Annotated in this window: 23 protein-coding genes and 2 pseudogenes; 20 read left to right on the top strand and 5 right to left on the bottom strand. The window is 65.0% G+C overall.

Annotated features, from left to right (window positions below; genetic code table 11):
* Positions 1 to 67: 67 nt before the first annotated feature.
* From D892_RS0132760 to D892_RS0132740, 5 genes are read left to right on the top strand one after another with little or no spacing between them, the layout of a single operon-like run.
* Positions 68 to 913 (top strand): ABC transporter permease, encoded by an 846-nt coding sequence (locus tag D892_RS0132760; protein ID WP_024805298.1) that lies wholly within the window; start codon positions 68 to 70, stop codon positions 911 to 913.
* Positions 910 to 1,638: an ABC transporter ATP-binding protein gene (locus D892_RS0132755; RefSeq protein ID WP_024805297.1), complete on the top strand. Its 729-nt coding sequence runs from the start codon at positions 910 to 912 to the stop codon at positions 1,636 to 1,638. Before D892_RS0132760 ends, D892_RS0132755 begins: the two co-directional genes overlap by 4 nt.
* A gap of 34 nt (positions 1,639 to 1,672) precedes the next feature.
* The gene (locus D892_RS0132750; RefSeq protein WP_198037042.1) at positions 1,673 to 2,746 is read left to right on the top strand and encodes an ABC transporter substrate-binding protein; all 1,074 of its coding nucleotides are present in this window, start codon (positions 1,673 to 1,675) and stop codon (positions 2,744 to 2,746) included.
* Positions 2,747 to 2,752: 6 nt separating this feature from the next.
* Complete coding sequence (locus D892_RS0132745) at positions 2,753 to 4,201, top strand: MFS transporter (RefSeq protein WP_024805295.1); 1,449 nt, start codon at positions 2,753 to 2,755, stop codon at positions 4,199 to 4,201.
* A complete protein-coding gene (locus D892_RS0132740) occupies positions 4,198 to 5,118 on the top strand; it encodes an ABC transporter substrate-binding protein (protein ID WP_024805294.1) in 921 nt (306 codons plus the stop codon). The genes D892_RS0132745 and D892_RS0132740 overlap by 4 nt, the downstream gene beginning before the upstream one ends.
* A 686-nt stretch (positions 5,119 to 5,804) precedes the next feature.
* Here the strand turns inward: D892_RS0132740 and D892_RS47220 are convergent.
* Positions 5,805 to 6,287 carry a hypothetical protein gene (locus D892_RS47220; RefSeq protein WP_156959779.1) on the bottom strand — a complete coding sequence of 161 codons (483 nt, stop codon included), beginning with the start codon at positions 6,285 to 6,287 and terminating at the stop codon, positions 5,805 to 5,807.
* A gap of 1,045 nt (positions 6,288 to 7,332) precedes the next feature.
* Here D892_RS47220 and D892_RS42675 point away from each other — a divergent pair.
* Both D892_RS42675 and D892_RS0132735 read left to right on the top strand, forming a co-directional pair.
* The gene (locus tag D892_RS42675; RefSeq protein ID WP_198037041.1) at positions 7,333 to 7,968 is read left to right on the top strand and encodes a reverse transcriptase domain-containing protein; all 636 of its coding nucleotides are present in this window, start codon (positions 7,333 to 7,335) and stop codon (positions 7,966 to 7,968) included.
* Positions 7,952 to 8,536, top strand: coding sequence for a LysR family substrate-binding domain-containing protein (locus D892_RS0132735; RefSeq protein WP_198037218.1), 585 nt, complete (start codon positions 7,952 to 7,954; stop codon positions 8,534 to 8,536). The genes D892_RS42675 and D892_RS0132735 overlap by 17 nt, the downstream gene beginning before the upstream one ends.
* A 380-nt stretch (positions 8,537 to 8,916) precedes the next feature.
* On the opposite strand, the gene D892_RS0132730 is transcribed toward D892_RS0132735, so the two are convergent.
* Positions 8,917 to 9,405 carry a MarR family winged helix-turn-helix transcriptional regulator gene (locus D892_RS0132730; RefSeq protein WP_024805292.1) on the bottom strand — a complete coding sequence of 163 codons (489 nt, stop codon included), beginning with the start codon at positions 9,403 to 9,405 and terminating at the stop codon, positions 8,917 to 8,919.
* Positions 9,406 to 9,726: 321 nt separating this feature from the next.
* Here D892_RS0132730 and D892_RS0132725 point away from each other — a divergent pair, with 321 nt between their 5' ends.
* Positions 9,727 to 10,575 carry an LLM class flavin-dependent oxidoreductase gene (locus tag D892_RS0132725; protein WP_024805291.1) on the top strand — a complete coding sequence of 283 codons (849 nt, stop codon included), beginning with the start codon at positions 9,727 to 9,729 and terminating at the stop codon, positions 10,573 to 10,575.
* A gap of 67 nt (positions 10,576 to 10,642) precedes the next feature.
* A complete protein-coding gene (locus tag D892_RS0132720) occupies positions 10,643 to 10,870 on the top strand; it encodes a hypothetical protein (protein WP_024805290.1) in 228 nt (75 codons plus the stop codon).
* Positions 10,871 to 11,046: 176 nt separating this feature from the next.
* Here the strand turns inward: D892_RS0132720 and D892_RS42670 are convergent.
* Positions 11,047 to 12,179 (bottom strand): annotated as a pseudogene (locus tag D892_RS42670) (IS701 family transposase).
* 62 nt (positions 12,180 to 12,241) lie between these two features.
* On the opposite strand from D892_RS42670, the gene D892_RS0132710 reads away from it, so the two are divergent.
* A complete protein-coding gene (locus D892_RS0132710; protein ID WP_024805289.1) occupies positions 12,242 to 12,676 on the top strand; it encodes a VOC family protein in 435 nt (144 codons plus the stop codon).
* Positions 12,677 to 12,898: 222 nt separating this feature from the next.
* Here D892_RS0132710 and D892_RS44130 read toward each other — a convergent pair whose 3' ends face one another.
* Complete coding sequence (locus D892_RS44130; protein ID WP_156959778.1) at positions 12,899 to 14,002, bottom strand: pentapeptide repeat-containing protein; 1,104 nt, start codon at positions 14,000 to 14,002, stop codon at positions 12,899 to 12,901.
* Between the two features lie 288 nt (positions 14,003 to 14,290).
* Here D892_RS44130 and D892_RS0132700 point away from each other — a divergent pair, with 288 nt between their 5' ends.
* The 10 genes and pseudogenes from D892_RS0132700 to D892_RS0132640 all read left to right on the top strand — a co-directional run bounded on the left by D892_RS0132700 (position 14,291) and on the right by D892_RS0132640 (position 22,223).
* On the top strand, positions 14,291 to 14,665 hold the full coding sequence (locus tag D892_RS0132700) for a hypothetical protein (protein WP_024805287.1): 375 nt from the start codon (positions 14,291 to 14,293) through the stop codon (positions 14,663 to 14,665).
* Positions 14,666 to 14,969: 304 nt separating this feature from the next.
* The gene (locus D892_RS0132690) at positions 14,970 to 16,274 is read left to right on the top strand and encodes an IS256 family transposase (protein ID WP_024805286.1); all 1,305 of its coding nucleotides are present in this window, start codon (positions 14,970 to 14,972) and stop codon (positions 16,272 to 16,274) included.
* 74 nt (positions 16,275 to 16,348) lie between these two features.
* On the top strand, positions 16,349 to 16,552 hold the full coding sequence (locus D892_RS47215) for a hypothetical protein (protein ID WP_156959777.1): 204 nt from the start codon (positions 16,349 to 16,351) through the stop codon (positions 16,550 to 16,552).
* A gap of 47 nt (positions 16,553 to 16,599) precedes the next feature.
* Positions 16,600 to 17,163: a hypothetical protein gene (locus tag D892_RS0132680; RefSeq protein WP_156959776.1), complete on the top strand. Its 564-nt coding sequence runs from the start codon at positions 16,600 to 16,602 to the stop codon at positions 17,161 to 17,163.
* Positions 17,164 to 17,198: 35 nt separating this feature from the next.
* Positions 17,199 to 17,690, top strand: coding sequence for a MarR family winged helix-turn-helix transcriptional regulator (locus D892_RS0132675; RefSeq protein WP_024805284.1), 492 nt, complete (start codon positions 17,199 to 17,201; stop codon positions 17,688 to 17,690).
* A complete protein-coding gene (locus D892_RS0132670; RefSeq protein WP_024805283.1) occupies positions 17,687 to 18,208 on the top strand; it encodes a hypothetical protein in 522 nt (173 codons plus the stop codon). Before D892_RS0132675 ends, D892_RS0132670 begins: the two co-directional genes overlap by 4 nt.
* Positions 18,190 to 18,813 (top strand): NAD(P)-dependent oxidoreductase, encoded by a 624-nt coding sequence (locus D892_RS42660; RefSeq protein ID WP_156959775.1) that lies wholly within the window; start codon positions 18,190 to 18,192, stop codon positions 18,811 to 18,813. Before D892_RS0132670 ends, D892_RS42660 begins: the two co-directional genes overlap by 19 nt.
* A gap of 49 nt (positions 18,814 to 18,862) precedes the next feature.
* Positions 18,863 to 19,357 carry a hypothetical protein gene (locus D892_RS42655; RefSeq protein ID WP_198037040.1) on the top strand — a complete coding sequence of 165 codons (495 nt, stop codon included), beginning with the start codon at positions 18,863 to 18,865 and terminating at the stop codon, positions 19,355 to 19,357.
* 280 nt (positions 19,358 to 19,637) lie between these two features.
* A pseudogene (locus D892_RS42650) lies at positions 19,638 to 20,506 on the top strand (IS256 family transposase); the annotation flags it as partial.
* A gap of 604 nt (positions 20,507 to 21,110) precedes the next feature.
* On the top strand, positions 21,111 to 22,223 hold the full coding sequence (locus tag D892_RS0132640; protein WP_156959774.1) for a hypothetical protein: 1,113 nt from the start codon (positions 21,111 to 21,113) through the stop codon (positions 22,221 to 22,223).
* A gap of 71 nt (positions 22,224 to 22,294) precedes the next feature.
* On the opposite strand, the gene D892_RS0132635 is transcribed toward D892_RS0132640, so the two are convergent.
* Entirely contained in the window at positions 22,295 to 24,913 is a 2,619-nt protein-coding gene (locus D892_RS0132635) for a LuxR C-terminal-related transcriptional regulator (protein WP_198037039.1), read from the bottom strand.
* Between the last annotated feature and the right edge of the window lie 291 nt (positions 24,914 to 25,204).

The raw sequence follows: 25,204 nt of genomic DNA, 5'->3' as shown, positions 1-25,204 counted from the left end.
CCCGCCCTTCCCCATCGATACCCTGCCGGTTCCCCTGCGGACTCGGCGACCGAAGGACTGGACACGCATGACCGCTCTGAGCGCCGAGCCCACGGCCGGAACGCAGGACCGGCTCCCACCCGCACCACGCACCGCCAGCCGCTCACGCACGAAACACGTTCTGGCGGTGACACTTCCACCGGCAGCACTGATCGTCATCCTTGCCGTCGGGTGGAACGTGATGGCAGCACGAATGGACAGCCCGCTGGTCCCGCCCCTCGGTGCCGTCGCCGACGCGCTGCGCGCGCTCGCACAGAGCGGTTCGCTGTGGGCCAACCTCGAGGTCACGCTGACCCGCGTGCTCCTGGGTTTTGCGGTGGCCTTCGTCGTGGCGGTGGTCCTGGGCATCGGCATGGGCCGAAACGTCTACGTACACCGCTTTTTCGAACCGGCCGTCCTGCTCGGGTTGGCGACACCGGGGCTGGTCAAAGCGCTGCTGTGTGTCATCTGGTTCGGGATCAGCATGATCAATCCGATTCTTGCCGTCGCACTGGCCGCCGCGCCCGGCTTGATCGTCAACATCATCCAGGGGGTGCGCGGTGTCGACCCGCAGTTGCACGAGATGGCCCACGTCTACCGTTTCAGCGCCTGGACCCGTTTCTCGCGTATCTGGTTGCCCGCACTCGCACCCTCGCTGTTCACCGGCGCACGCCTGGGCATAGCGATGTCGTGGAAGGTGATCGTCCTCGTCGAGATCTTCGGTCTCGCAAGCGGAGTCGGGTACCAGCTGAACCTCGAGTTCTCCAACTACAACGTGGCCGGCGTCTTGGCCTGGACCGTGGCGTTCGCCGTCGTGATGACCGCCATCGAGTACGGCGTTCTCCAGACATTGGAACGTCGAGTCTCGCGCTGGCGCAAGGAGTCCGCGGTATGAGCACGCTCATCGAACTCGATCGGGTATCGAAGTCGTTCGTCGCCAAGAACGACGGCACCGTCCAGACGATCTTCCATGACTTCTCCCTGAAAGTCGCTCCGGGAGAGCTGGTTTCGCTCGTCGGATCCTCCGGTACCGGGAAGACGACGCTGCTGCATCTCGTCGCCGGACTCGAGGTGCCCGACGCCGGCACCCTGCGCGTGGGCGCCCTGGAACGACCGGTCCGCACGGGCGTGGTCTTCCAGCAACCTCGGCTGCTGGATTGGCTCAGTGTCACCAAGAACGTGGAGATCGCCGCCAAATCCGCGGGGCAGGATACGTCCGCGGTGCCCGAGCTGCTCGAAGCGGTCGGTCTGACGGAATACGCCGACGCGTATCCGTCCGTACTGTCCGGCGGCCAGCGTCAACGGGTCGCGGTCGCGCGCGCGTTCTCGGTGAATCCGGACATCGTGCTGTTCGACGAACCGTTCAGCGCCCTGGACGAACTCACCGGCCGTAAGCTCCGCCTGCTGCTGCAGACCTTGCTCACCGAGCGTTCGGTCACCGGACTTATGGTGACGCACAACGCGTTGGAAGCCGCCTTCCTCTCCGACCGGGTCCTGGTGCTGGCCGATCGTCCGGCCCGGATAGTGCGCGACATTCCGGTCGACATGCCCCGGCCGCGTTCCACCGAAGACGCGACGTTGTTCGAGCTCCACCGCGACATCATCGCGCACATCGGCTGACACTCCGGATATCGATCGAGAATGGGAGTCACCCGTGCCTACGTCCCGTGGCCACATCTTCACCCGCGAAGCAGTACTCGGGCCTGCTGTCAGCCGCAGGCAGGCGCTGCGCGCAGGTAGTGCGTTGATCGGCGGTCTCGGCCTCGGCGCCTTGCTGGCCGCGTGCGGGGCGGCGGACTCCGGCCCGACCCTCGATGCGAACGGTAACCCGTTGCGCCGCATAAAGATCGGCGTAGTACAGCCCGGCACCGCCGGGTCGGTCGTCGACTCCGTGACCTCCGAGGCCGGGCTCGACATCGCACACGGCCTGAAGCTCGTTCGAGACAGCGGCGGCGGAGTCGGGACCGGGCAGGAGAACCTGCTCACCGGCCTGCTCGACACGTTCGCCTTCGGTCCGCTCGGCGCCACCGAGGCCAACAACGCAGGCCACGACATCGTGATCGCGGGACCGCAACTGTGGAACCACGGCCGGTGGCTGGTGCCCGAGGACAGCGATATCGACAGCGTCGAGGACCTGCGCGGCAAGCGAGTCGGCGTGCAGCCGGCGAGCTCCGACACCTACAAGGCGGCGGCACTCGCGCTGGCGGTCAACGGAATCGACTTCGAACGACAGTTCCAGATCTTCCCGGGGCAGCCGGTCGCCAACCTGGCACTGTACGAGCGCGGCAACCTCGACGCGATCATCGCCATCGAACCCAACGCGACGAGGCTGGTCGCACAGGGAAGCCGGCAGATCGCCACCGTGTCGGACCTGTGGCAGAAGGGGACCGGTGACGCCAGCCCGTTGTTCCTCAACGGCGCGGCATTCCGGCGTTCCTGGCTGGCGGACAACCGCGACACGGCCGCCGCGTTCGTCGCCCTGCGCACCGAGGCCAACTCGTTGATCACCGCGGATCCCACGCTGCTGAGCAAGCATGCCGAGGCATTCGGCATACCGGCCAACGAAGAAGCCGCGATCGAACTCCTTCCGCAACGCCTCGCGGGCATATACCCGTCGGCGTGGGATGAGTCCGTGTTCACCAATATGGACAAACAGATTCAGGTGGCCCTGGATATCGGCCTGCTGAAGTCGCGGGCGCAGACACCGGTCTACGAGGCACTGGTCTGACCCGTCATGACCTCCGCACCCGTCCGGCACCCGCAGGTCGCGCTCGTCGCCTGTTGCTCGAGTCTGTTTCTGTCCTCCCTCGACACCTCCGCTCTGGTCGTCGCCTTGCCGGCGTTGCAGCGCGATCTGGGTTTGGACGTCGCGGGGCTGCAGTGGGTGGTCGTGGCGAACGCGCTCGCGCGGGGAAGCACGTTGTTCCTCGCGGGCTCGCTCGCCGATCGGTACGGTCCGCGCACGGTGTTTCGTCTCGGCGTCGCCGTGTTCGGCACCGCATCGCTGCTGTGCTTTCTCTCGACCGGATACAGCGAACTACTGCTCTGGCGTGTGCTTCAGGGGATCGGCGGTTCCCTGATGACGCCGGCGTCGATTTCGTTGCTCACCGGCACATTTCGCGATCCGGTGTCGCGCGGCCGTGCGCTGGGGTCATGGAGCGCTGCCGCAGGCGTGTCCACCGCGCTGGGCCCCGTGCTCGGCGGCGCCCTCGTGGCGTCCGTCGGCTGGCGGAGCGTATTCCTGCTCTGCCTGCCGTTCGCCGCGTTCGTGCTGATCAGTCTGCACTGGGTTGCCGAGTCGCCGTGGCCGCGCGTCTCCCGCCGGATCGACGTGGCGGGCCATCTGTCCATCGCCGCGGTACTTCTGTTCCTGACGTTCGGCCTGTCGGGTGGGGCACGGGACGGATGGACATCGGTGCCGACCCTGACCGCGCTGGGCGCGGCCGCGATCGCGATGTGGGTGACGGCGACGGTGGAACGCAGGGCCGCCGACCCCGTCCTGGACCTCACCGTGTTCAGGAGCCCCGCGCTGCGCGGTGCCGTCATGACAGCGGGCTTGTCCTACTTCTGCCTGACCGGAATGAACTTCGTGAATACCCTGTACCTGCAGCAGGTTCGAGGATTCACGCCCTGGCAAGCGGGTTTGATGGCGCTGCCGCTGACCCTCGGAACACTGGTCGCCGCCAAGGTATCCGGCCGGCTGCTGGGCCGGCAGGGCGCGCGGCGCCCGATTCTGATCGCCTATCTGTTCCTCGTCTCGGCGATGGCGACGCTGGCCGTCGTGACATCGGTGTCCGCGCCGATCGTGCTGGTACTCATCGCATTCGGGCTGCTGGGCATCGGCATGGGAATGGCGAACCCGCCGTCCACGTCGTCCGCGGTCGCCGCGCTTCCGAACGAACGCGCGGGGGCGGCAAGCGCGATCACCAGCACATCCCGGCAGATCGGGATGAATCTCGGCACCGCCGCACTCGGCGCTGTCGTGGTGTCCGTCGCCGGTGCCCTGGCCGCACCGGAACCGGTCACCGCGGACGACTTCACCTCGGGAATGCGTATCGCGTACGCGGCGACAGCCGTCGTGGCCGTCGTGTGCCTGATAGGCGCGCACCGATGTTTCCCCGCCCGAACCGAAATCGACACCGTCGGTACCGAGCCGAACACCCCGAAAGGAATATTGTCATGAGCAACGACAGCACCGCCGCACTGCCGAAGATAACCAGCATCCGCACCGGAGCCATCTTCACACTGCCCTACCTCGTCGGACTCGAGAAGGACTACTTCATCGACGAGGGCGTCGATCTGGAGCTCGTCGCGCCCGGTGCGTACAACGCCAGCCTGAAGCCGATCGAGGATCATCACCTCGTCAGTTCCTTCGGCGGATTGTCGCGCGGATTCGAGGACGGCGAGGTCTCGCTGTACCGGGCATGCGAATGGGGCCAGGTCCGGCGCGCACAGGACTCCGGCCGGGGCGGCCGGATCATCACCCAGCGCGCCGCTATCGCCAGCCAGGCGATATTCGTCCGCGCCGATTCGGACGTCTACCACCCACAGAGCCTGCGCAACAAGCAGGTTGCCGTCAACTTCCATCACGGCTCGCACTATCTTGCGATCCAGACCCTGGAAGGTTTCATCGAACCCGACGAGCTCAAGGTGGTCCACGTCGGCGGCCCCGCCGACCGCTTCAAAGCCCTGCGGGACAGTACCGTCGACGCGGTGGCGCTGATGGAGCCCTACATCAGCCTGGCGCTCAAACAAGGGTATCGACTGGTCGCCGAGGCCTTCTACACCGGAGCCGAAATAGCCGACGAGAAAGTCGATCCCGCGATCTACGCCGCGATCGATCGCGCGGTCCGGCGAGCGGTCGCCGACATCAACACCGATGTCCGCCCCTACCTGCACTACTTCACCGAAGAAGTGCCCGAGGAACTCGGAACTCTCGACGAGACCGACATCAGCCCGTGGCGCCTGCGCTTCGCCGATCCGCAGCCCTACGCCCCGGAACAGTTCGACCAGACCTACCGCTGGCTACTCAAATGGGGCCTGATCGACAGCGGTTCCGACTTCAAGAAACTGGTCGACAACCGAGCGCTGTCCTCCTGAAACCCCTCCTCCGGGACACCACGCCCGCTGCGGCCGCCACCCGGCGGCCGCAGCCACCACCCCCGGCACGACGCCGCCCGCATCAGTACCCCGACCCCTTCAGCCGAGCTGCTCCCCGTATCCTCACCGACCCAGTGGTGGCATCGCTGATCGGCGTCACGACCGATGAGCTGGCGAACAGTGCCGAGCCTCGCCCAGCCCGAGATGATGCCCTCGGGGCCACCCGGGCGACTTTGCTCCATCGGAATCCCGGGTCCACCCACTGCAGCAACCGGACTGTGAATACAAGGGCGGACAGTCCCCGACACCAGCGTTCCCGCAACCGCTGCGGTCGTTCCGGCTCGGGGTGGTTCGGCGGGTCCACGGTTCCCAGCGATTTGAAAGTGAGAACCCGACCACAAGTGATGACCTGTCGATTGCCGGCGTCAAGGGACCACCGCGTTGCCAGTCGTGGGACCACGGTCGAGAGCGCAGAAGTAGAACCGGTTCTCCCGCTGTTCGCTGGCTGACAGACCCGACCCGAACGACCGGAAGGCGGCATTATCGTGCATTTCCCGCGTCGATGGTGCAGGTTCATCTGCCGCCTAGCTGGACGACAGGTGACAGATGGCGTCGGCCAAGAATGCTCGGACTGGACGTCGTCGAACGGATTTCAGGCGCGGAACACTAGCCCCACGCGCATTCGGTTACACTGGGAACAGTTCGCAGTTACAGGTATTTCTTGAGATATCGTTTTTCGACTTCACGGACTGATCGCGTTCCATCTGGACGACGCACTCGGCCTCGGTCACTTCTATCTCCTCCTCGGCGTCACGAAAAGACGCCTGGATGGTCGTCACCCAGTCTTCGCCGTGAGTCTCTGCGACCTGCCAGCTACCGTCGCCGACATCGAGAATTATCGACCACCGGTAAACTTTTCCGTCAAAGGGAATGGACAGATAATCAAATTCTTTTGGTGTGGCGTTGTTTTCACTGCAAGGTACTTCCGCGTGCGCTTGATTGAACATGCTGTACCCGCTGACCTCTAGGTAGCCTTGACTTCCTCCAAAGCCTTGGACGGTACCTGAAACCCGCAAAAACGGTGTGTCTTCGTGGGCGCCACCGAGGAGCCATGCCTTCTTGTCGATGGTGAGATTTCCGGTCGCCGTTCCCTCGCTGATCGCTGCCATTATCCCTCCAATTCATTGATCACGTCGCAAAGCAAGTCTAGCAAAGTTGCGGACAACTGGGCTTGGCAATGCGGGTTCCGGATAGTGAGAATCCGGAATTCGAGGACATTTGGAACTTGCCCAGCATCCGACGCACAAGAATCGACTCATCATCGAAACCCCAAGCAGCGGAAGCGCTATCGCCGACGGCGGCACGCACGAGTTCGACAAATACTACCACGCCCGGCGGGTTCAGTATTCGCTCGGGTCGACAGCATCTACACCGACCAATCGCCGAGAGCCCGGCACGCCCATGCCCGCCAACTCGAAACCTCCTGCCGCGGAAGCTAACTGGCGACGATCGTCCACCAATCAGCCCGCAACGGGAGCCGGATCTCAAAACTATGACGGATCCGCCACGTCACCGACACTCATTCTGAGATTCCGACACGAGTTCTGAGACCCTACGTGTACCACGAACACAGAGAGGAGTTCGTATAGGTCGAGCTTCTTGATATGGTGCTGTGCAGGAGATGAAGGTTTGGCCCTTCGGAGTCGCCCTGCGGTGAGAGGCTTCAAACCACCACATGCTGCGTTGGCTGAAGACCGTCGTGGTGAGCGATGTGGAAAAGGCGCAGGGTATGCGTCAGGTGGGGATCGAAAAGACGGTGCGCAGTCCTCGTTTTCGGGGATCGCTGTCGACGTGTCGTAGCTCAATAGGTGGCATCGAAACCGAGCCGCAGTAGGAACGCCCAGGGATAAGGCCCTGGCAGGAGAACCGCTGACAGGTCGGGTGGTGCCCGGCGTGTAGGCGACGTGAGTCCGGTCTGCTGCTTCTGCGCGGAACGTGGGAAGGCGTTCCCCGACACCGCTTTTCGCGTGTTCACGGAGGGCGACAGGGAACCTGCCGAGCGGCTGAACCGCGAGGCAGTGAGTACCCTTGCAGGGTTCGCCGGCGGACCGGTTCGTAGTAGCGGTGAAGCCTCTGCTGGGCGCGGTGAAGGTGGAGCGAAGGGGCCGGGTCATCGTCCGATCAACCGGGACAACATGTTTCGGGAGGAGTCGCGTGGACGCGCTGAAGCCGTCAAGTAAACGGTTCGAGATTTCGAAGTGGGAAGTATGGGAGGCGTATCGGCAGGCCAAAGCCAATCGGGGCGCGCCGGGAGCGAGCGGGGTGACCCTCGAAGAGTTCGAAACCGATCTGAAGGGCAACCTGTACAAGATCTGGAATCGGATGTCCTCGGGTAATTACTTCCCGCCTCCGGTGATGGCAGTGGAGATACCGACGCCGCATGGCGGTGGTGTGAGAACGCTTGGGGTGCCGACGATTTCGGACAGAGTCGCGCAAACGGTGGTGGCACGCAGGCTGGAGGCGAAGGTCGAACCGATCTTCCATCCGGATTCTTACGGCTACCGGCCGAACCGCTCGGCCCTGGACGCGGTCAAGGTATGCCAGCAATGGTGCTGGAAGACCGACCAGAAGTTCTTCGACAGCGTCGATTCATGGCCAACTACCGGGCCGGATGGTCTGCCGTCTGAGGAGGTCTCGAACGAATACTCGGGTCGGATCGTTTTCATCACCAGCGACAATGGCGCCCGGCCCCTGCGAAATGCAGAGTCCGGGCGCCACGAGCGCACAGCGAACTCACATCGGGTACAGCAAGGGGCTGATCATCACCCCCGCAGTGCGTGCGCTGCGTGACGATAATCCCGATGCCGAGGTCCACACCCGCCTGCTCGCCTGGAACGACTCGCGCGCGGCGCTGCTGGAGCACCGCGTCGACGCGGTGGTCACGCGCCTGCCGTTTCCCACCGATCAGCTACGAGTCACCGTCCTCTATGACGAGCCGCGAGTATTGGTCGTGCCACTGGACCATCGTCTGGCCGGCAAGGAGTCGGTCACGCTCGACGACATCGCCGACGAGCCGATCCCCCACGTACGACAATCCGACCCGATATCGAACGCCTATTGGCGGCTCGATCCCCGGCCTGACGGGCAGCCCGCACCCGACGGCCCCATGGTCGAAGCCCTCGAGGACAAACACGAACTCATCGCCGCCGGGCAGGCCGTGGCCATCGGACCGCTCCTCGACTACGCGACCGGCCTGCATCCCAGCCTCACGACCGTCCCTTTGGAGGGAGTCGAACCCAGCCAGGTCGTGCTCGCCTCGCGCGCAGGCGACCGCAGCCGCCTGGTCACCGCGTTCCGAAAACACGCCGAAACCCTGCTCACCGGAACCCACCAGACCGGACCGACACACCCAAAGTGACACGCGCCCACGGCTCCCTGCGCCAGGCTCGCCCATGGATACGGGATGTACGGTCGTCGGAGTACGCGCGAATTACGCTGACGCGCACCGAATCCGGGGCGGGTCGACCGCCTGGTCAATGTTGGCTGAGGAGGAACTCGCGATACTGCGCCACTACATGAGACCGCCGAAAAGACGCACTCATTGCCTCCCCCGAGCACGGGTCAATTTCCGCGATCGACCTGCCGGGTGGTCAGTCGCACAACAAGATTTGCTTTCCGAGCTGGTGAGTCGGCGCCGCCGAACATCGATGATTTCGACGCGCGTAGCAAATGGGGGAATCGCTGCCACGAACGGACGTCGGGCCCACATGCGCGCTGTCAACCACGCTCGTGGTCAATTCAGCTGGACCTCAGCCCGTCGCTCTCGGCAACCCGCGCCAGAATGCTCAGCACAAGCTTGCGTTGCGAATCCGGTACCCCATCGAATGCGCGGGCCTCGGCGGCGTCGCGGGCCACGGCGAACCTGGCGTGGACGCGCTTACCCGTGGCCGTGATGCGGGGGATCCGCACGCGCCGGTCCGCCGGGGCGACAGTGCGGGTGACGAGTTGCCGCCGCTCGAGACGGTCTAGCACGCTGATCAGCGTCGACTTGTCGACGCACACGATGCGGCTCAGTGCGAGCTGGTTCGCCTGCTCGCCGTCGGCGAGTGCGGCGAGCACGAGCCAGTCCCGCATGTCCTTCAACCCGATTTCGGTCGCGGCGCGGTCGAGATGGTCTGCCATGCGCGCGTTCGCCGCGTGCAGCAGGAAGGCGAGATCGTTCGGGCGGGTGCTCGTGTCGGAGACCTGACCGCGCTCCGGGGCATCGGGCGGTTGTGAAGTCTCCATTCCGAGGATGCTATCCCGTTCGACGAACTAGGCCAAGTTCGGATAAGTTCATCTCCAATCATCTTGACTCAAACTATCTGAGCTCGTAGCGTTCGAGCAGTCAACGAAGTGCGCTCCGAGCCAGAAGAACCGAACACCCTCCGCACCCCGCCCACTCCGGCTGTCCCACGCGGTCACGCGCTGGCGGGACTACGACCGCGGCGGGCACTTCCCCGCATTACAAGCACCGCAGCAGCTCACTACCGACATCCGGGAGTTCTTCCGTTCCGTGCCGGATCCGCTGTGACCCACGAATTACCCAGCCGCAGAAAGGAATCGCTAGTGCGAATCGGCATCGGACTTCCGAACCAGGTACGCAACCTCACCCCGTCGATCATCCCGCGCTGGGCGGCGCGGGCCGAGGAAGCCGGGTTCTCCACACTTGCCACGACCGGGCGCTACGCGTACCCGGGGGTGAGCGACACCGTCGCACTCGCGGCCGCAGCGGGGGCAACCACCACGATCGGCTTGCTCAGCGCGGTCCTACTGGCCCCGGCATGGCCAAGTGCCTTGCTGGCCAAGGAAATCGCGGGCATCGACGGCATCTCCGGCGGTCGCCTCACCCTCGGCATCGGGGTCGGATCACGCGAGGACGAATTCACCGTGCCCGGGCTCGGACTCGCTGGTCGCGGTACGCGGTTGGAGTCCGACCTGGAAACCTACCGCGACGTGTGGGACGGCAACCCGGTCGGCAACGGACCGAACCCGGCCGTGCCGTCGGGAACCCGGCAGGTCCCCCTGCTGTTCGGCGGATACTCCGCGCCCACACTCGACCGCATGGTGCGCTGGGGAGAGGGCTACCTCGGCGGCTCGCTACCGCCGGCCATGACAGCACCCAGCTTCGACGCCGCGAAACGAGCCTGGCAGCAGGCAGACCGCCAGGGATCCCCGAAACTCGTCGTGCTCGCCTACTTCGCACTGGGCGACACCGAGACCGGACAGGCGAACATCCACGACTTCTACCGGCTGGCTCCCGCGACCATCGTCGGCAACGTCCTGCTATGCAGCACCACGACCATGATCGAGCAGGTCATCGCCGATTACACCGACCTCGGCATCGACGAGATCATCTTCGTCCCCGCCACCGACGACCTCGACGAGGTCACCAGGCTCGCCGACATCGTCGGCTGAACGGCCGGACCGGAGTCATCGTGGCGCCTGCTGCACCGTCCAGCGACGCTCAATCGGCTATGGCCCGGTGAAGGATCTCACGCCGTGGCAGGCCCTGACGATCGTGTTCACCGCCCTCGCCGTCGCCCGCTTCCTACAACAAACCACCGGCCACAGCATCCAACGGCTCGTCCGGACCCTGCGACCACTCCAAGAGATCACCGTCATCATCGCCGGGCACTCCCACCTCGCCGCCGACCCGATCCACCCGGACACCACCGACATCCTCACCGCCCTCGGCGTCCCGCACCCCTGATACTGCAACGACACTCAGGTGAGTGGGTGTCCGCGGGCGCCGGCAGTGGGATAGGCGGGCTTGGTGTTGTCGGCGGCGTCGCAATCGCGACCATGCCCAGATGTGGTCGGCCTGGTGGTGACGGGTGAGCACGAAGGCGATGAGAAGGCGGCGGATCTCCGGCAGCGTGAGAGCGATCATGTCGTCGGTAGTGTCGACGATTCCCCCTTTGCAGCAATGGTTTTCGACGTCGCCAGCCAGGCCAGGGCGAGCATGGACAAGGTGATGTGGGCATACCATGCGCGCCAGGTGCGGACCTGGTAGTGGTCGAGCCCGGCCTCGTTCTTGGCCTGCTGGAATGCTTCTTCGATGTGCCAGCGGGATCCGGCGGTCCAGGCCAGATCGACCAGCTGGGCCGAGTGCGGTCCGTAGCAGAGGTAGTAGGCGATCTCGGTGGGGTCGCTGATGCTGCGCCGCGCCAGCAGCCAGTGCCCGCGACCGCGAGCCCAACTGCCCTCGATCGGCCGTCGTGCCCAGTCGTATTCGCGTGGACCGTGCGCGCCCGCGCCGACCGACAAACGCTGCCACGAGGTGGCGGGTTGTTCGGCGATCAGCTCGTCGGCGCCGGCTGTGCGGTCGCCGCGGGTACTCACCCGCTGGTCGCAGCGAGTAGCCAGCACGTAGAACACGTCGCGGTGTTCGAGCCAGTCACGCAGATAACCAGCTTGGCCATAGGCTTCGTCGGCAGTGAACCACGCGAACGGAACCGCCGCGGCCAGCACCCGCTCGAGCATGGCGATCACCTGCCGAGGTTTGGTGGCGAACTCCACCTCGTCCGGGATTCCCGCGGCCCGGCAGCGGTCCTGATCACCCGTCCATGACCCGGGAACATAGAGTTCCCGGTCGATCAGAGCGTGCCCATGCCGGGACGCGTACGCCAGAAACACCCCAATCTGGCAGTTCTCCGTCCGTCCGGCGGTACCCGAGTACTGGCGTTGCACCCCAGCCGATTTCACGCCCTTCTTCAAAACCCGGTCTCATCGACGGCCACCACCGCCTCGGGATCGCCGAGATGCTCTACCACGTAGGCGCGCACGTCATCGCGGACACCATCGACATCCCAGTCCGCCTTACGCAGCAGCCGCCGCATTCCCTCCGGGCCCGCCTCACCCGCACGCTCGGCCAGTGTCCACCCGTTCTTGCGTTCCAAACCCGCCGACAGCCCCGACACGTACTCACGCACCCGAGCCCGCGGCTCCGACCGCGCGAACCGGCCCCCGATCCGCGACATCAACGAATCCAACTCGGCCACAACATGATCCAGCACCACACACGAGATCTATCAGCACCGACCGCGCCGCAGACCGCCGCCGCACGGACTACCATCGGTTCGTGCCGAACGACAACCAATCCGAAGGTCCCGCAGTGCCGATCCTGCCTGCTCGCGACCTGGCAGCCACACTGGCCTTCTTCAACCGGCTCGGGTTCGACACCGAACCCTACGATGCGGACTACGGTTTCGCAGAGCGGCACGCGATCGAGCTGCACTTCACATCCACCCCCGAACACGACCCGTGGCGCAGCGCGGGAATGGCCTACATACCCGTCGACGATGTCGACCGGCTGCATGCCGCGTTTGTCGCCGCAGGGGTATGGCGGACCGACACGAACGATCCGCCCTGCACCGATGCCGAGCTGCATCGCCGCTGGCACACCAGCGAAGGGCTTGCCCGAATCACTCCACCCGAAGACAAACCCTGGGAGATCCGGGAATTCGCACTCATGGACCCGAACAACAACCTACTCCGCTTCGGCCAGCGCAGCTGAGCACCCGAACCCGCAAGTGGAGCCTGTCCGGATTTTGTGGGTGAAGCGATGACCGCGTCAATTATTCTCCGGTTATCCGCTCACCGTAGAACAGGGCGAGCGTGTTGAGTATATCCTTCCATCCAGCCTTGCCCGGCGGCGTGGGGAATGTCCCTCGCCGCTCTGTCCGTGTGGCGGTTCGGCGGCACGACGGCGCTGGGTGGCGCGCACGGTAGGCCGCCGCTATTGCGGCGCGACCGATGATGAGCCGCAGTAGCCGGATATCCGGCCGCCCGGTGTCGCCTGTCTGTTGGGTGGTGGGGAGTCGTAGACGCGGATGGTTTGGTCGGAGGAGGGGTTCAGTTTGAAGCGGCCGCGGCCGAGCGGGGTCGATCGTGGCAGGACGTCGGGGTAGTAGCGGCCCCATCTGGTTCGTTTGGACCAGGTGATTTCTCGCAGGTCGTCGACGTCGCCGAGGTCCGCGCCGGTCAGGTCGGTGTCGATCAGGATCGCGCGGGTGAGTACGGCGTCGCGCAGGTCGGCGTCGCGCAGGTCGGCTCGGGACAGGTTGGCGCGGTGCAGGTAGGCGCGGTGGAGGTTCGCTCGATGGAGTATGGCACCGGCGAGGTTGGTGCCGTGCATGTGCACGCGGGACAGGTGCGCGCCGGCGAGGATGGCGCCCGACAGGTCGGCGCCGGAGAAGTCTGCTCCCGACAGGATGGCGCCGGACAGGTCCGCGCCGGTCAGGTCGGCTCGCCCGAGGATCGCTGTGGACATGTTGACGCCGGTCAACCGGGCCCACGACAGGTCGGTCCCGGCGAGGCGGGCACCGGCCAGACTGGCGTTGGTCAGGTCTGCCCGTGACAAGTCCGCGCTGGTCAGGTCCGCTTGGGACAGGTCGGAGCTGAACAGGTTCGCGCCGGACAGGTCTGCGGAGTAGAGGTTCGCTTTGCGGAGATAGCAGCTGTCCATGTTCCTGCCGGCCAGGCGTGCACCGATCAGATTGGCCTCACACAGATCGGCTGCCCGCAGGTCGCTGCCGGACGGCTGGCTGAGAACGGTGGCGAGGCGCTGCTCGGCGGCCCGGACAGCGATCCTGCGCCGGTATGTCCTGATCCGTTCGGCGTCTCGCTGGTGGGTGGCGCGGCGTTCGGCGTTGAGCCGGTCGCGGTCCTGGGCCCACCAGATCCCCCCGGCGACAGCGATGAGCGGCACGACCATCGCAGGCCAGTATCCACCGAGTCCCACCAGCGCGACGCCGGTGGCCATCAGCAGGGCGACCGCCACGGTGTCCGGGCTCGGCATCATCGGCAGGAGGCATTCGGCACGGCTGCTTGATTCATACAAACGAAACCCGCTCCTCCAGCAAGGGAGGTTGTATCCGTAAAAAGTGGCGGTGTCGACTGACGCTGACTTGTCGGTGGTCCGTGGTCCGGTGATCTCGCGGATGGTCCGGAGGAGTGAGCGGAGCGCGGGCCGAGTCGTATGACGAGCGCGACCCTCGCCGCGCCGACCGTATACCGGTCCAGCATTTTGTCTGACTTACGTTGTCCAGCACTGTAATTCAGTTACAGAGAACGTATGCGAACGAGTGGTTGTGTTATGTTTCCTGGACAGTGTTTGGGAGGAGCACGTATGGATCTGTTGACCACTATCACGACGGCGTTGGTCGCGGGGGCTGCTGCCGGGGGTCAGGATGCCGCGGCAGCGGCCGTTCGTGACGCGTATACCGCATTGCGTGATCGGCTCACCGGTGGTGGCGACGATTCCGCCACGGCCGTGGTGATCGAGGCGAACGAGGCAGCGCCGGGTGGCAATATCGGCGAACTCGAGGACGCGCTGCGGCTCCGTGGTTCGGCCGACGGCAATGAACTGCGGTCGGCTGCGGAGACTTTGTTGTCGCGGTTGCCGTCGGATCGAGTCAACCACGCGCGCACCAGTATTGATCTGCGTCATGCCCAGGGGGTGCAGATCGGTGACCACGGCACTCAGCACAACAGTTTCGGATGACCTGCGACGATTGTGACACCAGCCCCTCGCTGGAGGGGCGCGGTGGCGCATCCGGCACCGGTTCCGGCGGCTACAAGGAACTCTGCCCGTAACCACGCGGCCTTGAGCGTTGATCTTGTCTGCGACCGCCCTGCAAATTCGATCGGCGTCGAGGTGGGCAATGGCCACTGGCTCGACGAGTTCACCCCGTGAGCAATAGTCAAGACCTGTGGATGGCGGGAAGGACGTACCTTCCCGGATGATCTACGAAGTCCATTGGTCTTGATCGCGCCGACGCGCCAACGCCGGTCGGGAAGGTACGTCCGTGCTTACGGTAGTTCAGAACTCGCAGTCCGACGACGATGGGGCCGGGTCGTTGCTCGATGGGATCGTCCGCGATGGTGCCCGCCAGATGCTGGCTGCGGCGTTGAAGGCCGAGGTCGCCGCCTATGTTGCCCAGCACACCGACCTGGTCGACGAGAACGGGCACCGGCTGGTGGTCCGCAACGGCTACCGCGAGGAGCGGGCGGTGTTGACGGCCGCGGGCGCGGTCACGGTGAAGGCTCCGCGCGTCAACGACAAGCGGGTGGATCCGGAAACCGGTGAGCGGCAGCGGTTCTCCTCGGCGATCCTGCCCGCGTGGGCGCGTAAGTCGCCGCAGATGACCGAGGTGCTGCCGTTGCTGTATCTGCACGGGTTGTCCAGCGGCGACTTCGGTCCTGCCCTGGAGAAGTTCCTGGGCACCGGCGCGGGCCTGTCCGCCTCGGTGATCACCCGGCTCACGACGCAGTGGCAGGACGAGGCCAAGGCGTTCGGGCAGCGGGACCTGTCGGGCACCGACTACGTGTATCTGTGGGTCGACGGGATCCACCTGAAGGTGCGGCTCGACCAGCAGAAACTGTGCCTGTTGGTGATGATCGGGGTCCGCGCCGACGGCCGCAAGGAACTGGTCGCGTTGACCGACGGCTACCGGGAGTCGTCGGAGTCGTGGGCCGATTTGCTGCGGGACTGCCGCCGCCGCGGCATGACCGCCCCGGTCTTGGCGGTCGGTGACGGGGCACTCGGGTTCTGGAAAGCGTTGCGGGAGGTGTTCCCCACCACCAAGGAGCAGCGCTGCTGGTTCCATGTCCAAGCCAATGTTCTTGCCGCGCTGCCGAAGTCGGCGCATCCCGGCGCGTTGTCGGCGTTGAAGGATATCTACATGGCCGAAGACATCGACAAGGCGCAGGTGGCGATCAGAGCGTTCGAGATCGACTACGGCGCGAAGTACCCGAAAGCGGTCGCGAAGATCGTCGACCACGCCGACGTGCTACTCGAGTTCTACCGTTACCCTGCCGAGCACTGGATCCACCTGCGTACCACAAACCCGATCGAATCCACCTTCGCCACCGTGCGTTTGCGCACGAAGGTCACCAAGGGGCCTGGGTCCCGCGCGGCCGGGATGGCGATGGCCTACAAGCTGATCGAAGCCGCTCAAACCCGGTGGCGGGCGGTCAACGCGCCCCACCTGGTCGCCCTCGTCCGTGCTGGAGCGACCTTCCACAAGGGCAAACTGCTGGAACGACCGACCGACATCACGAACAAGATCCCACCCGCCACATCATCAACCCCAGCGGAGGAGGTCGCCTGAACTCCTCATCTACAGGTCTTGACAATATCTCCGTGCCGTGTGTTCGAGTGCACTCGAACACACGGAGGCGACCAGTGTCGATGACTCTGACCTGCGGCATTTCTTGGCAGACGTGCCGTTTTTGTGTCCTCAGCCAGCGCCGTCGTGTCCACCTGAACATCGGCGACCGCGTGCTTCTCGTCGCCGATCTTCCGACAGGCCGACTGGCCGTGCATCCGCCGTCGTCCGTCGGTTCCTATCTCAGCGCGACGACCCAACTCCTGGCGGCCGAGCAATGAGCAGATCAGACGACACAGTCGCAGCCGCGCGCCTCCTGCTGGCCCAGATGGGCATCACCCCCGCCGACCTGCTCACCACCACTGCACCGACACCCACATTCGCGGAGGTGATACCGAAGGTCCGCGCCGCATTGACAGACGGCACTGCACGCACCTATGGCACCCATTTTGACCTGATGCTGCGCGAGTGGCCAAACCGACGACTCGACGAACCCACGGCTACCGAACTCCGCGACATGGCCGCAGCTATCCAGAAGACCGCCCGGACCAACCGGGCTTCTCGCGGCGGAACCTCAGCGGCTGTGCACTTCGTCAGCGCGGTCCGCAGCGTCTATAAGCATGCCGAGGACAACGGCTGGATAGGCAAGGCAGAGAACCCAGCTCGCAAGGTGCCGGTTCCCGCCCGGAACCATTCGCAGCGCTACGCCATCCCGTCCCACCAAATCGCCCAGATCTGCGAAATTGCCGCCACCACCGGCAATGATCCCGAACTCGACAGCCTAATACTTCGGCTCATCCACACTGCCTTCCGCGGCGTCACCATAGCCATCAGTTCCGGTGCCGCGGACAGTGGTCACGACGGCTGGCGGAGGCCGCGCCGCTCCAGATAGTAGCCATGTATATGGATGCCATGTAAAGTATCGGCATGGCCTATCCCTCGGACGTCCCGCCGCCCTCGATCGGCTTCCTGGTCTGGCACCTGTCGATGAAATGGCGAGCTCGCATGGACCGGGCGCTGGCGCCATTGGACTTGACTGCTACTCACTACGCGCTGCTGGCCTCGCTCTACGGGCTCACCCGAGGTGGTCGTCAGCCCAGCCAGCGCGAGCTGGCGGACTCCAGCAGCTTGGAGCCCATGTATGTCTCGAAACTCGTTCGCCTGCTGGAGAAGCGGGGGCTGGTGAAACGATCGACCAATCCCGCCGACACCCGCGCCGTGGCGTTGACGATCACCGACCGCGGCGCCGAGGTTGTGTCCGCCGCACGTGCGATCACCCAAGATCTCCAGACCGAGCACCTGCTTCCGCTGGGCGGGGTCGACAGCGAACGCAGCCTCCGCCTGCAGGAGGAACTGCGAATTCTGCTGCGGCACACCATCGGTGATGCCGCAGCAGCTCAACCACCGGAAGGACCATGATGTCCCTGAAACCCACTGTCGCGCAGACCGTCCTCGCGGGCGTCGGTGGCGGCGTCGCGTTCATCGCGGGCACCGCTGTCACTTTCCGCCTGTTCGGTGGCTCCTCGAGAGGCTCGGAAGGCGTGCTGTTCGACCCGGACACCCAGCATCCCAAGGTCATCGCGGTGTGGAAGGAAATCGAACCTCTTCCCCGGATAATCGAGACACCCATAGTCATCTTCGTCGGGATGTTGCTGTTCGGCATCGCGGGCGCGTTCCTCTATCGGTCGGTCGCGCCTGCATGGCCCCCATCGATATCTCGGCGGGCGTGGCGTCTGGGCCTGATCGTATGGACGGCAACCGTGTTCGCCGAGTTCATGGGCCCGTTCAACACCCTGCACCAGCCACTGCGGATTTCCGTTCTGGCGTGGTCGTTCTGGGCTGTCTGCGCGTTCGCTGAAGCGTTCGCGATCGTCTACCTACTCGACCGGGTGCTGACCCGATCGACAGAATTCGCAAGGTGTGGCAAAACAACATGAGAATCACGCTCTTCGGCGCCACGGGCCGCACCGGAAGACACGTCCTGGAGTCGGGACACCGACGCGGCCACCTGATCACGGCATTCACCCGGCGCCCCGACACCCTGATCGAGCGGCCGGACCGAGTCGTTGTCGGTGACGCGCGCGACCCGAACGCAGTGACTGAGGCGATCCGCGACGCCGATGCGGTGATCGCGATCGTCTCGGCAGCCACCCGATCCGGTCCGCACCATGCCGCCGAAGCCGCCGGCGTCATTGTCGGGGCAATGGTTGAAGCGGGCGTCTCGCGGTTGGTGTTCACCAGTGCGTATCCCCTCGTCGGAACCACACCCCGGCTGCCATTGACGTTGTTGCGCATCATGTTCAAAGCTTCCTACGCCGACGCAAGGGCGATGGAGCACGTCGTGTCGGGCAGCCGGCTGGACTGGACCATCGCACGGCTGAACAGACTGCGCGACGCGCCCGCACGCGGCGGCCTGACCGTCAGCCGGGATCTGATCGACAAACCGTCCGCGATGACTCGAGCCGACGCTGCGGCGACACTCCTCGATTTGGCCGAGAACCACACCCATGCCAGAGCTGCCGTAAATCTCTCCGGCCGCTGAACACACGAAAGCAGGAAAGCACATGAACAAGTTGAGAGTCTCCCGGCGGATGGCCCTCGGCCTGGCCGCCGCCGCGATTGCGCTTATCACCGGCGCGGGCGCAGGCGGCTACGTCATGGCCGATTCCGGCTCATCCGGTGACACGCCCGCTGAGCGTCCGACAGCCAGGTCCCGGGCGGCCCTCACGATTGGACTGCGCCCGGACGCCGTCGACTACCGGAAGAATCCGGGGTTCGACGAGGCCACTCTGATGAAACGAATCGAAGCCGCACAAGCGGCAATCCGCGACGCGGGCTTCGACGCGGTTCCTTGCGCGGTCTCCGCCATTCCGGACGAGGCGGAGCGGCAACTCCGGGAATGCATGGCCGGGCGGCCGTTCGGCGTGGCGATGATCGGCGGGGGTGTCCGCCTGGCCGCGGAGCACACGGTCCTGCTGGAGCGCATCGTCAACACTCTGAACGACACGACGCCCGGAATAACGTTCTGCTTCAACACCGGTCCGGAAACCTCGATCGACGCACTACGTCGTGCGGCCCGTCGCTGAGCGCGGCGGCGACCGGGTAGTCGTCGACGGACATGGAGTTGTAGAGGCGCGCGCTCTTCGTCGTGAGGCGGAGTAGCGCGCGGCTGGGTCGCCGGCAGGACGGAGAGCAGGCGAGTGGCCTGAAGCAGTCCGGTCACCCCGAGTCGGAACGAGGGAATCAGCGTCTTCGCTTCGCTCAGCGCGGCCACGCGGCTACCCGTGGACATGCTCTGCCATCGCGCGCTCGTAGGCGGGAAAGGCACGCTCAGGGTCGCCGCCCGCCCGCGCGAGCTCTCCGGCGAGAACAAGTTTGGTCCGCCACGGCTACCACGCCGAGCGCGAGGTACTCACGGCGGCGGGTGCGGTGACGGTGCAGGCACCACGCGTCAATGACAAGCGTGTCGACACGAACACCGTTGAACGGCAACGGTTCTCCTCGGCGGTCCTGCCCGCCTGGGCGCGCAAGTCGCCGCGGATGACCGAGGTGCTGCCGCTGCTGTACCTGCACGGGCTGTCCTCGGGCGACTTCGGGCCGGCGTTGGAGCAGTTCCTCGGCACCGGCGCGGGCCTGTCGGCCGCGTCGATCACCCGGCTCACGACGCAGTGGCAGAACAAAGCCAAAACCTTCGGGCAGCAGGACCTCTCGGGCACCGACTACGTCTATTTGTGGGTCGACGGCATCCACCTCAAGTGCGCCTCGACTAGCAGAAACTGTGCCTGCTGGTGATGATCGGGGTCCGCGTGGACGGACGCAAGGAACTGGTCGCGTTGACCGACGGCTACCGCGAATCCTCCGAATCGTGGGCTGATCTGTTGCGCGACTGCCGCCGCAGCAGCCTGACCACCCCGGTGCTGGCGGTCGGTGACTGGGCGCTCGGATTCTGGAAAGCGCTGCGAGAGATGTTTCCCACCACCCGCCAGCAGCGCTGCTGGTTCCACGGCCAGGCGAACGTGCTTGCCGCGCTGCCGAAATAGGCCCATCCCGGCGTGCTCGCGGCGTTGAAGGACATATACATGGCCGAAGACATCGACGAAGTGCGGGTCGCGATCAAGGCGTTCGAGATCGACTACGCCGCGAAGTAGCCGAAAGCGGTCGCCAAGATCATCGACCACGCCGACGTGCTGCTCGAGTTCTACCGCTGCCCGGCCGAACATTGGATCCACCTGCGCCTCCAGCCCCAGCAGAGGAGGTCGCCTGAAATCCCTCATCCACAGGTATTGACAATATCTCGCCTGCGCTGGCACGTGGCGCGGTGGCTGATCGCTCGCAGTGAGACGGTGGTGGCCCGATGCAAGAGGATTCGAGTTCTGTGCCGTCGAACCAGTTCGAAGTACTCACATTGATAGCCCCACCCCATCGTTCATCGACGGGGTAAACCTTGTTGTGAGGTCGCAAACTCTACGGCGGGTATGACATACTATTCAGGGAATTTGCCACGCCGAGTTGGTTGCAGTCGTGTGACCGAGTGGATCAACTGTTTATGTGTGCACCCTCGAAGTTTTGTATACACTGAGGGATATCGGGACTTGGGAATAAATATAGGCGTTCCAATACGTTCGATGGCAGAGGCGAATCGTGAAGTTCGATCGGTGGTACGCGGCGATCCGCAGCAGGCGAATGTGCGTTCCGGTGATGCTCTTGGTGTATGCCTTGTCGGCAGCCTCGACAGCGTTCCCCGTGGCGTCGGCCGAGTTGGCGTCCCGGCGGGGTACATCGCCGATCGTTCCTGCTGTAGTCGGGTTCGCCGCGGGCGAGCGGTATCTCGTGGACGGTGTGCCGTTTACGGGTTATCCGGCGGATCCGGCCGCTTACTGGGCCGATCGTGTCTTCGACACGTGGACGCCGCAGGTGTGGGATGTGTTGCAGCGGTACCGAGTACCGATCCAGTTCCACCTGCGCTATGGACGCGATTTCGGCACCCCACCGCCGGACGGACAACTCGACGGCGATGCACTGCCGATCCTGCGGAAAGCCAACGAGCTCGCGATTCCGGTATTCGCCTGGGTCGCCGTGCCGTACGAGGACGGCTACTGGGCGACACAGGACAACGCACCCGTGATGGCGGCTGTCACCACCTCGCTGGACGGTTGGGTTCGTGACAACCACCTCGACGTCGCCGGAATCGTCTACGACTGGGAACCGCCCATCACAACCGGCACGGCGCTGGCTGCGGCGGCATCAGGGCGGTATGACCTGAACGCCTTGGGTGTCCTGAGCGAGCAGGCGCGTTCGATCGACCCGGCCGCGCAGTGCCGCGCGATTGAGCAGTACCGCCTCGTATACGAGACGGCGCGAGAACATTTCGCGCAGGTCGTGGGCTCCACCTGGACGTTCGCCCTCGACGATCTGGCCAACGGCGATCTCGCCCTGCAAAATGCCCTCAGTTTCTGGGGACTTCCACCGACGACACACGACCTGTACTTCCAGGCCTACCGCAGCAGCGCGGCCACGATAGCGGGCGCCGATCCCGGACCGGCGTTAGTCGCCCACTATGTAAGGCAGGCACAACGGTTCGTCGGTGCCGGCCGCGGACAGCCCTCTCTCGGCCTGGCCGGCGAGGGCAGCTACGAGAACCTGAACACCCTCGTCGACGACGTGCGACTCGCCCGAGCTCTGGGTGCCACCTCGATTCCGATCTACTCACTCGAAACGGCCGTCGTCGCGTATGGAGCCGACGGGCTCGAACAGCTGATCCGGGCCGGCGACAACCCGCTCGACGACGCCGATGTGCGTGTGGCGCAACAGCCGACACCGCAGCTGGCAACCTATCTCGGCATAGCCCGATCGCTCGACCATGCCGCAACACTGGCCACACCGGTCGTGACCGCCGCCAGGGGCGCGTCCCAGCAGCCGAACCGATTCCCGGTTGACTGTGGCACGGGGTAGGGGTCGAAATTCCGGTGGGCGGACAGCGGCATCGGTTGTGCGGGTTATCGTTTCGTTCATTCTGTCGACTGTCACGATGGTCGTGGTTTACGTGGCCGTTCACCGGGGCGGCGTGGTTGTCGGGCAGCTTCCGCCCGGATTTGATCGATGTGGTTCTTGGGGACGAGCCCGATGATCTCTTCACGCGAGGAGAGCATCAGTTTCTGCAGGATCGCCGCCATCTGCGCATCGACGGTCCTGGCGGAACTGCCCCGCCGGGCCGCGATCGCGGAGTTCGCCCACCCCGCGGCTGCCAGGATCGCCACCTGCCGCTCGGCGCCGGACAGCTCGCCCCACAATGAGGGCACGGTCCTTTTCACGGTGGACTGGTCCGGTTTGCCGGAATGACCTGCCGCCAGTCTGTCGGCCGGCAGCGTGCCCAGTGCCAGGCGCTGCACCTCGCGCAGCTTGGGACACAGCAGAGCGCCTCGCTTCTCCGCGGCTGCATACGCCTCGCGGCCCAGCACGCGGCGGGCAACATCGCTCGCCATAGTCGTCTCGTCGGCAAAAAGTCTCAGACCGTCGAAACTCACACCCAACTCCTCCCACTCGCGTCTGGCTCCTCCCGCGAGGTGAGCGAGTTCGGTGGCCAAGACCCTGAGCTCTGCCTTGTCGGCGTTACCACCCTCGATCGAATTGGTGATGATCCGCGCCAACGACCATATCCGCAGGTGCACCCCCACCGCCCCGAGTGACCGGGTACGTGCGGCGGCCGGACTCGCCAATATTCTGCGGCCAACCGTCACCGCCTCCGCAGGGTCACCGTGTCTGGTCAACGCGGTCGCCCACACCACCTCGGCCCACGATTTCGCCCACTCGATTCCCGACGCGGTGGCATCATCCAGATAGCGCCGTGCAACTTCCGTTGCCTGCTGTGGTGATCCGATGAAGCTGGCCGTCCAAACCTCGTAAAATCTGCTCTTCGCCTCACCGGTGCGGTCACCGAGCGCACCGTACTTGCGCTTTGCACGAGCCAAGACCGTGACGGCCCGCGGATCTCGCCGGATTATGAACAGTTCCGCCCCCCATGCGAATTCGACAGGGGGAGGTAGTCCGATGTCGCTTTCGGGCGTTTGCCGCCAGTTCTGTCCGACCTCTCGATCGCCGAGGCAAGTATCGACGCAGTCCTCGAGCATCCGTTCGGCATCCTTCTGCAAGCCCTGCCACAGGGCCAGCCAGACGATCGCCGCCATTGCAGCTGTCTGGAGTTCGACAGGCTGCGGGCTCAGCGTGCGGGTGGCCTGCAGGGTGCGCTCGGTGCGCCAGCGGATCTCTCTAAGTGAGCCTCTGAAGACCTCCAAAGACGCCAGACCGACGGTGATTTGCAGTCCGAGTGTGGGGTCGCCGACGGTGAGGCTCGACTCGATCGCGGTCACGATGTTGTCCCACGCCGCGCGTGCCCAGATCAGGAGATCCCGATCGGCGGGACCGAACCATTCGCACTGCGCGCGAACAACTTTGTCTCGATAGTAGCGGCGGTGGCGGTCGGCCAGCCGTGCCGGTTCGTCCACCTCACCGGTGGAGCGTTCGGCCAGTTTGTGCCGGGCGAACAGCCGGATGCTTTCCAGCAGGGAGTACCGCACCGCGGTCGGTGTGATGTGCACGGTCACCATCGACTGGTCCGCCAGACGCTCCAGCAATCGCTCGACCTCGTGTCCGGCCAGTCGAACGCCGGGGGTGTCGCCTCGATCATCGTCGGCGCAGACCGCCTCGATGGCCTCCAGATCGGCACCCACGTCCCGAGCGGAGACGCTGTCGTCCTCTGAGAGGGTGTCATACCCTGCGGCGAACACCGACATCCGCTCCAGCAGAACCTGTTCCTTGTCACTGCACAAGTCATAGGACCAGGCGATAACGTCACGCACCCCTTGATGCCGCTCCTCCGCACCCACCCGCGGCCCGTGTGACCACCCCATCCGCTTATCGGTCGGTTCACCACTGAGCTCGGCCAAAACTCCCGCCAGCGGCTGCCGCAACAGCCGCGCCGCCGCCAACCGGACATACAACGGATTGCCGTGCACGTGACGACAAATCGCCTCGGCGAGTACCGCCTGCTCTCCGTCGGCAACCGGGCGGCCGGTGAGTTCGGCGCGCTGCCGGAACAACGTCAATGCCTGCGGCGGGGCCAGCGGCGTAGCGTGCACCAAATGCTCGTCGGACCACCCCACCGCCTCGCGGCTGGTCGCCAGGATGGTCAACCCCGGTACCGCATCCAGCAACTCCGCGATCACCCGACCGGCGCCGAGCAGTACGTGCTCACAGTTGTCCATCACCAGCACCGTTTGCAGACTGCGCCCCGTCCCGTCGGTCCTGGTCAGCGTGCCGACAAAACTGTCCCAGGCCGACCGGCCGGAGAAATCGGCCTCGACCACCGAATGCGCGACCTCCTCCTCGACCGCAGCCACATCGGAGTCCTTGGGCAACCGCGCCAGCCGCGCCCAAAACACGGGAGTATCCGTGGCTTTGCGGAATCGGCGCAAAGTCTCGGCCGCAAGCCGGGTCTTCCCGATCCCACCCGGGCCGACCACCGTGATCAACCGGGCCGAACTCAGCAGCAGAACACTGATCCTGTCCTGCTCCAGCTCCCGGCCCACAAACCGATCCGTAGCCGCTGCAACGTCCCCACGACGCCCTCGGCGCGACGCCGACATACTGCCGAATTGTAGCCACCCATCGACCGACCGACTACAAATCCGCAGGGGTATTGACATCGCAAATCCGCGTGTTCTATTTCGCCACGCAACGTACGGCCTCTCGAGCGGCCAGGTCTGAAGGAAACCGGTTGGAATCCGGATAATAGACTTTTGGGTATCCGTGGTTACTGATCGGTGCCTTATTTCGGGGGCCGAATATGCAGGGACTCGGGATTGCCGCAGGCGTAGTGCCGGGCTGTCGCCGTGAGTGTTTCGATGCGTCTTTGCAGTGCAGTGAGGCGTTGTCGG

It is taken from the genome of Nocardia sp. BMG51109, assembly GCF_000526215.1.
GTDB lineage: Bacteria > Actinomycetota > Actinomycetes > Mycobacteriales > Mycobacteriaceae > Nocardia.
The sequence above is the reverse complement of the archived record's forward strand: the minus strand, read 5'-3'. Positions and strand labels throughout refer to the sequence as shown.

What these genes read in the sequence shown, in the direction of transcription:
- D892_RS0132760 (WP_024805298.1), top strand. Translation starts at nt 68, where the DNA reads ATGACCGCTCTGAGCGCCGAGCCCACGGCCGGAACGCAGGACCGGCTC.
- D892_RS0132755 (WP_024805297.1), top strand. Translation starts at nt 910, where the DNA reads ATGAGCACGCTCATCGAACTCGATCGGGTATCGAAGTCGTTCGTCGCC.
- D892_RS0132745 (WP_024805295.1), top strand. Translation starts at nt 2,753, where the DNA reads ATGACCTCCGCACCCGTCCGGCACCCGCAGGTCGCGCTCGTCGCCTGT.
- D892_RS0132740 (WP_024805294.1), top strand. Translation starts at nt 4,198, where the DNA reads ATGAGCAACGACAGCACCGCCGCACTGCCGAAGATAACCAGCATCCGC.
- D892_RS47220 (WP_156959779.1), bottom strand. Translation starts at nt 6,287, where the DNA reads ATGGCAGCGATCAGCGAGGGAACGGCGACCGGAAATCTCACCATCGAC.
- D892_RS0132730 (WP_024805292.1), bottom strand. Translation starts at nt 9,405, where the DNA reads ATGGAGACTTCACAACCGCCCGATGCCCCGGAGCGCGGTCAGGTCTCC.
- D892_RS0132700 (WP_024805287.1), top strand. Translation starts at nt 14,291, where the DNA reads ATGGATCTGTTGACCACTATCACGACGGCGTTGGTCGCGGGGGCTGCT.
- D892_RS0132680 (WP_156959776.1), top strand. Translation starts at nt 16,600, where the DNA reads ATGGGCATCACCCCCGCCGACCTGCTCACCACCACTGCACCGACACCC.
- D892_RS0132675 (WP_024805284.1), top strand. Translation starts at nt 17,199, where the DNA reads ATGGCCTATCCCTCGGACGTCCCGCCGCCCTCGATCGGCTTCCTGGTC.
- D892_RS0132670 (WP_024805283.1), top strand. Translation starts at nt 17,687, where the DNA reads ATGATGTCCCTGAAACCCACTGTCGCGCAGACCGTCCTCGCGGGCGTC.
- D892_RS42655 (WP_198037040.1), top strand. Translation starts at nt 18,863, where the DNA reads ATGGCCCTCGGCCTGGCCGCCGCCGCGATTGCGCTTATCACCGGCGCG.
- D892_RS0132635 (WP_198037039.1), bottom strand. Translation starts at nt 24,913, where the DNA reads ATGTCGGCGTCGCGCCGAGGGCGTCGTGGGGACGTTGCAGCGGCTACG.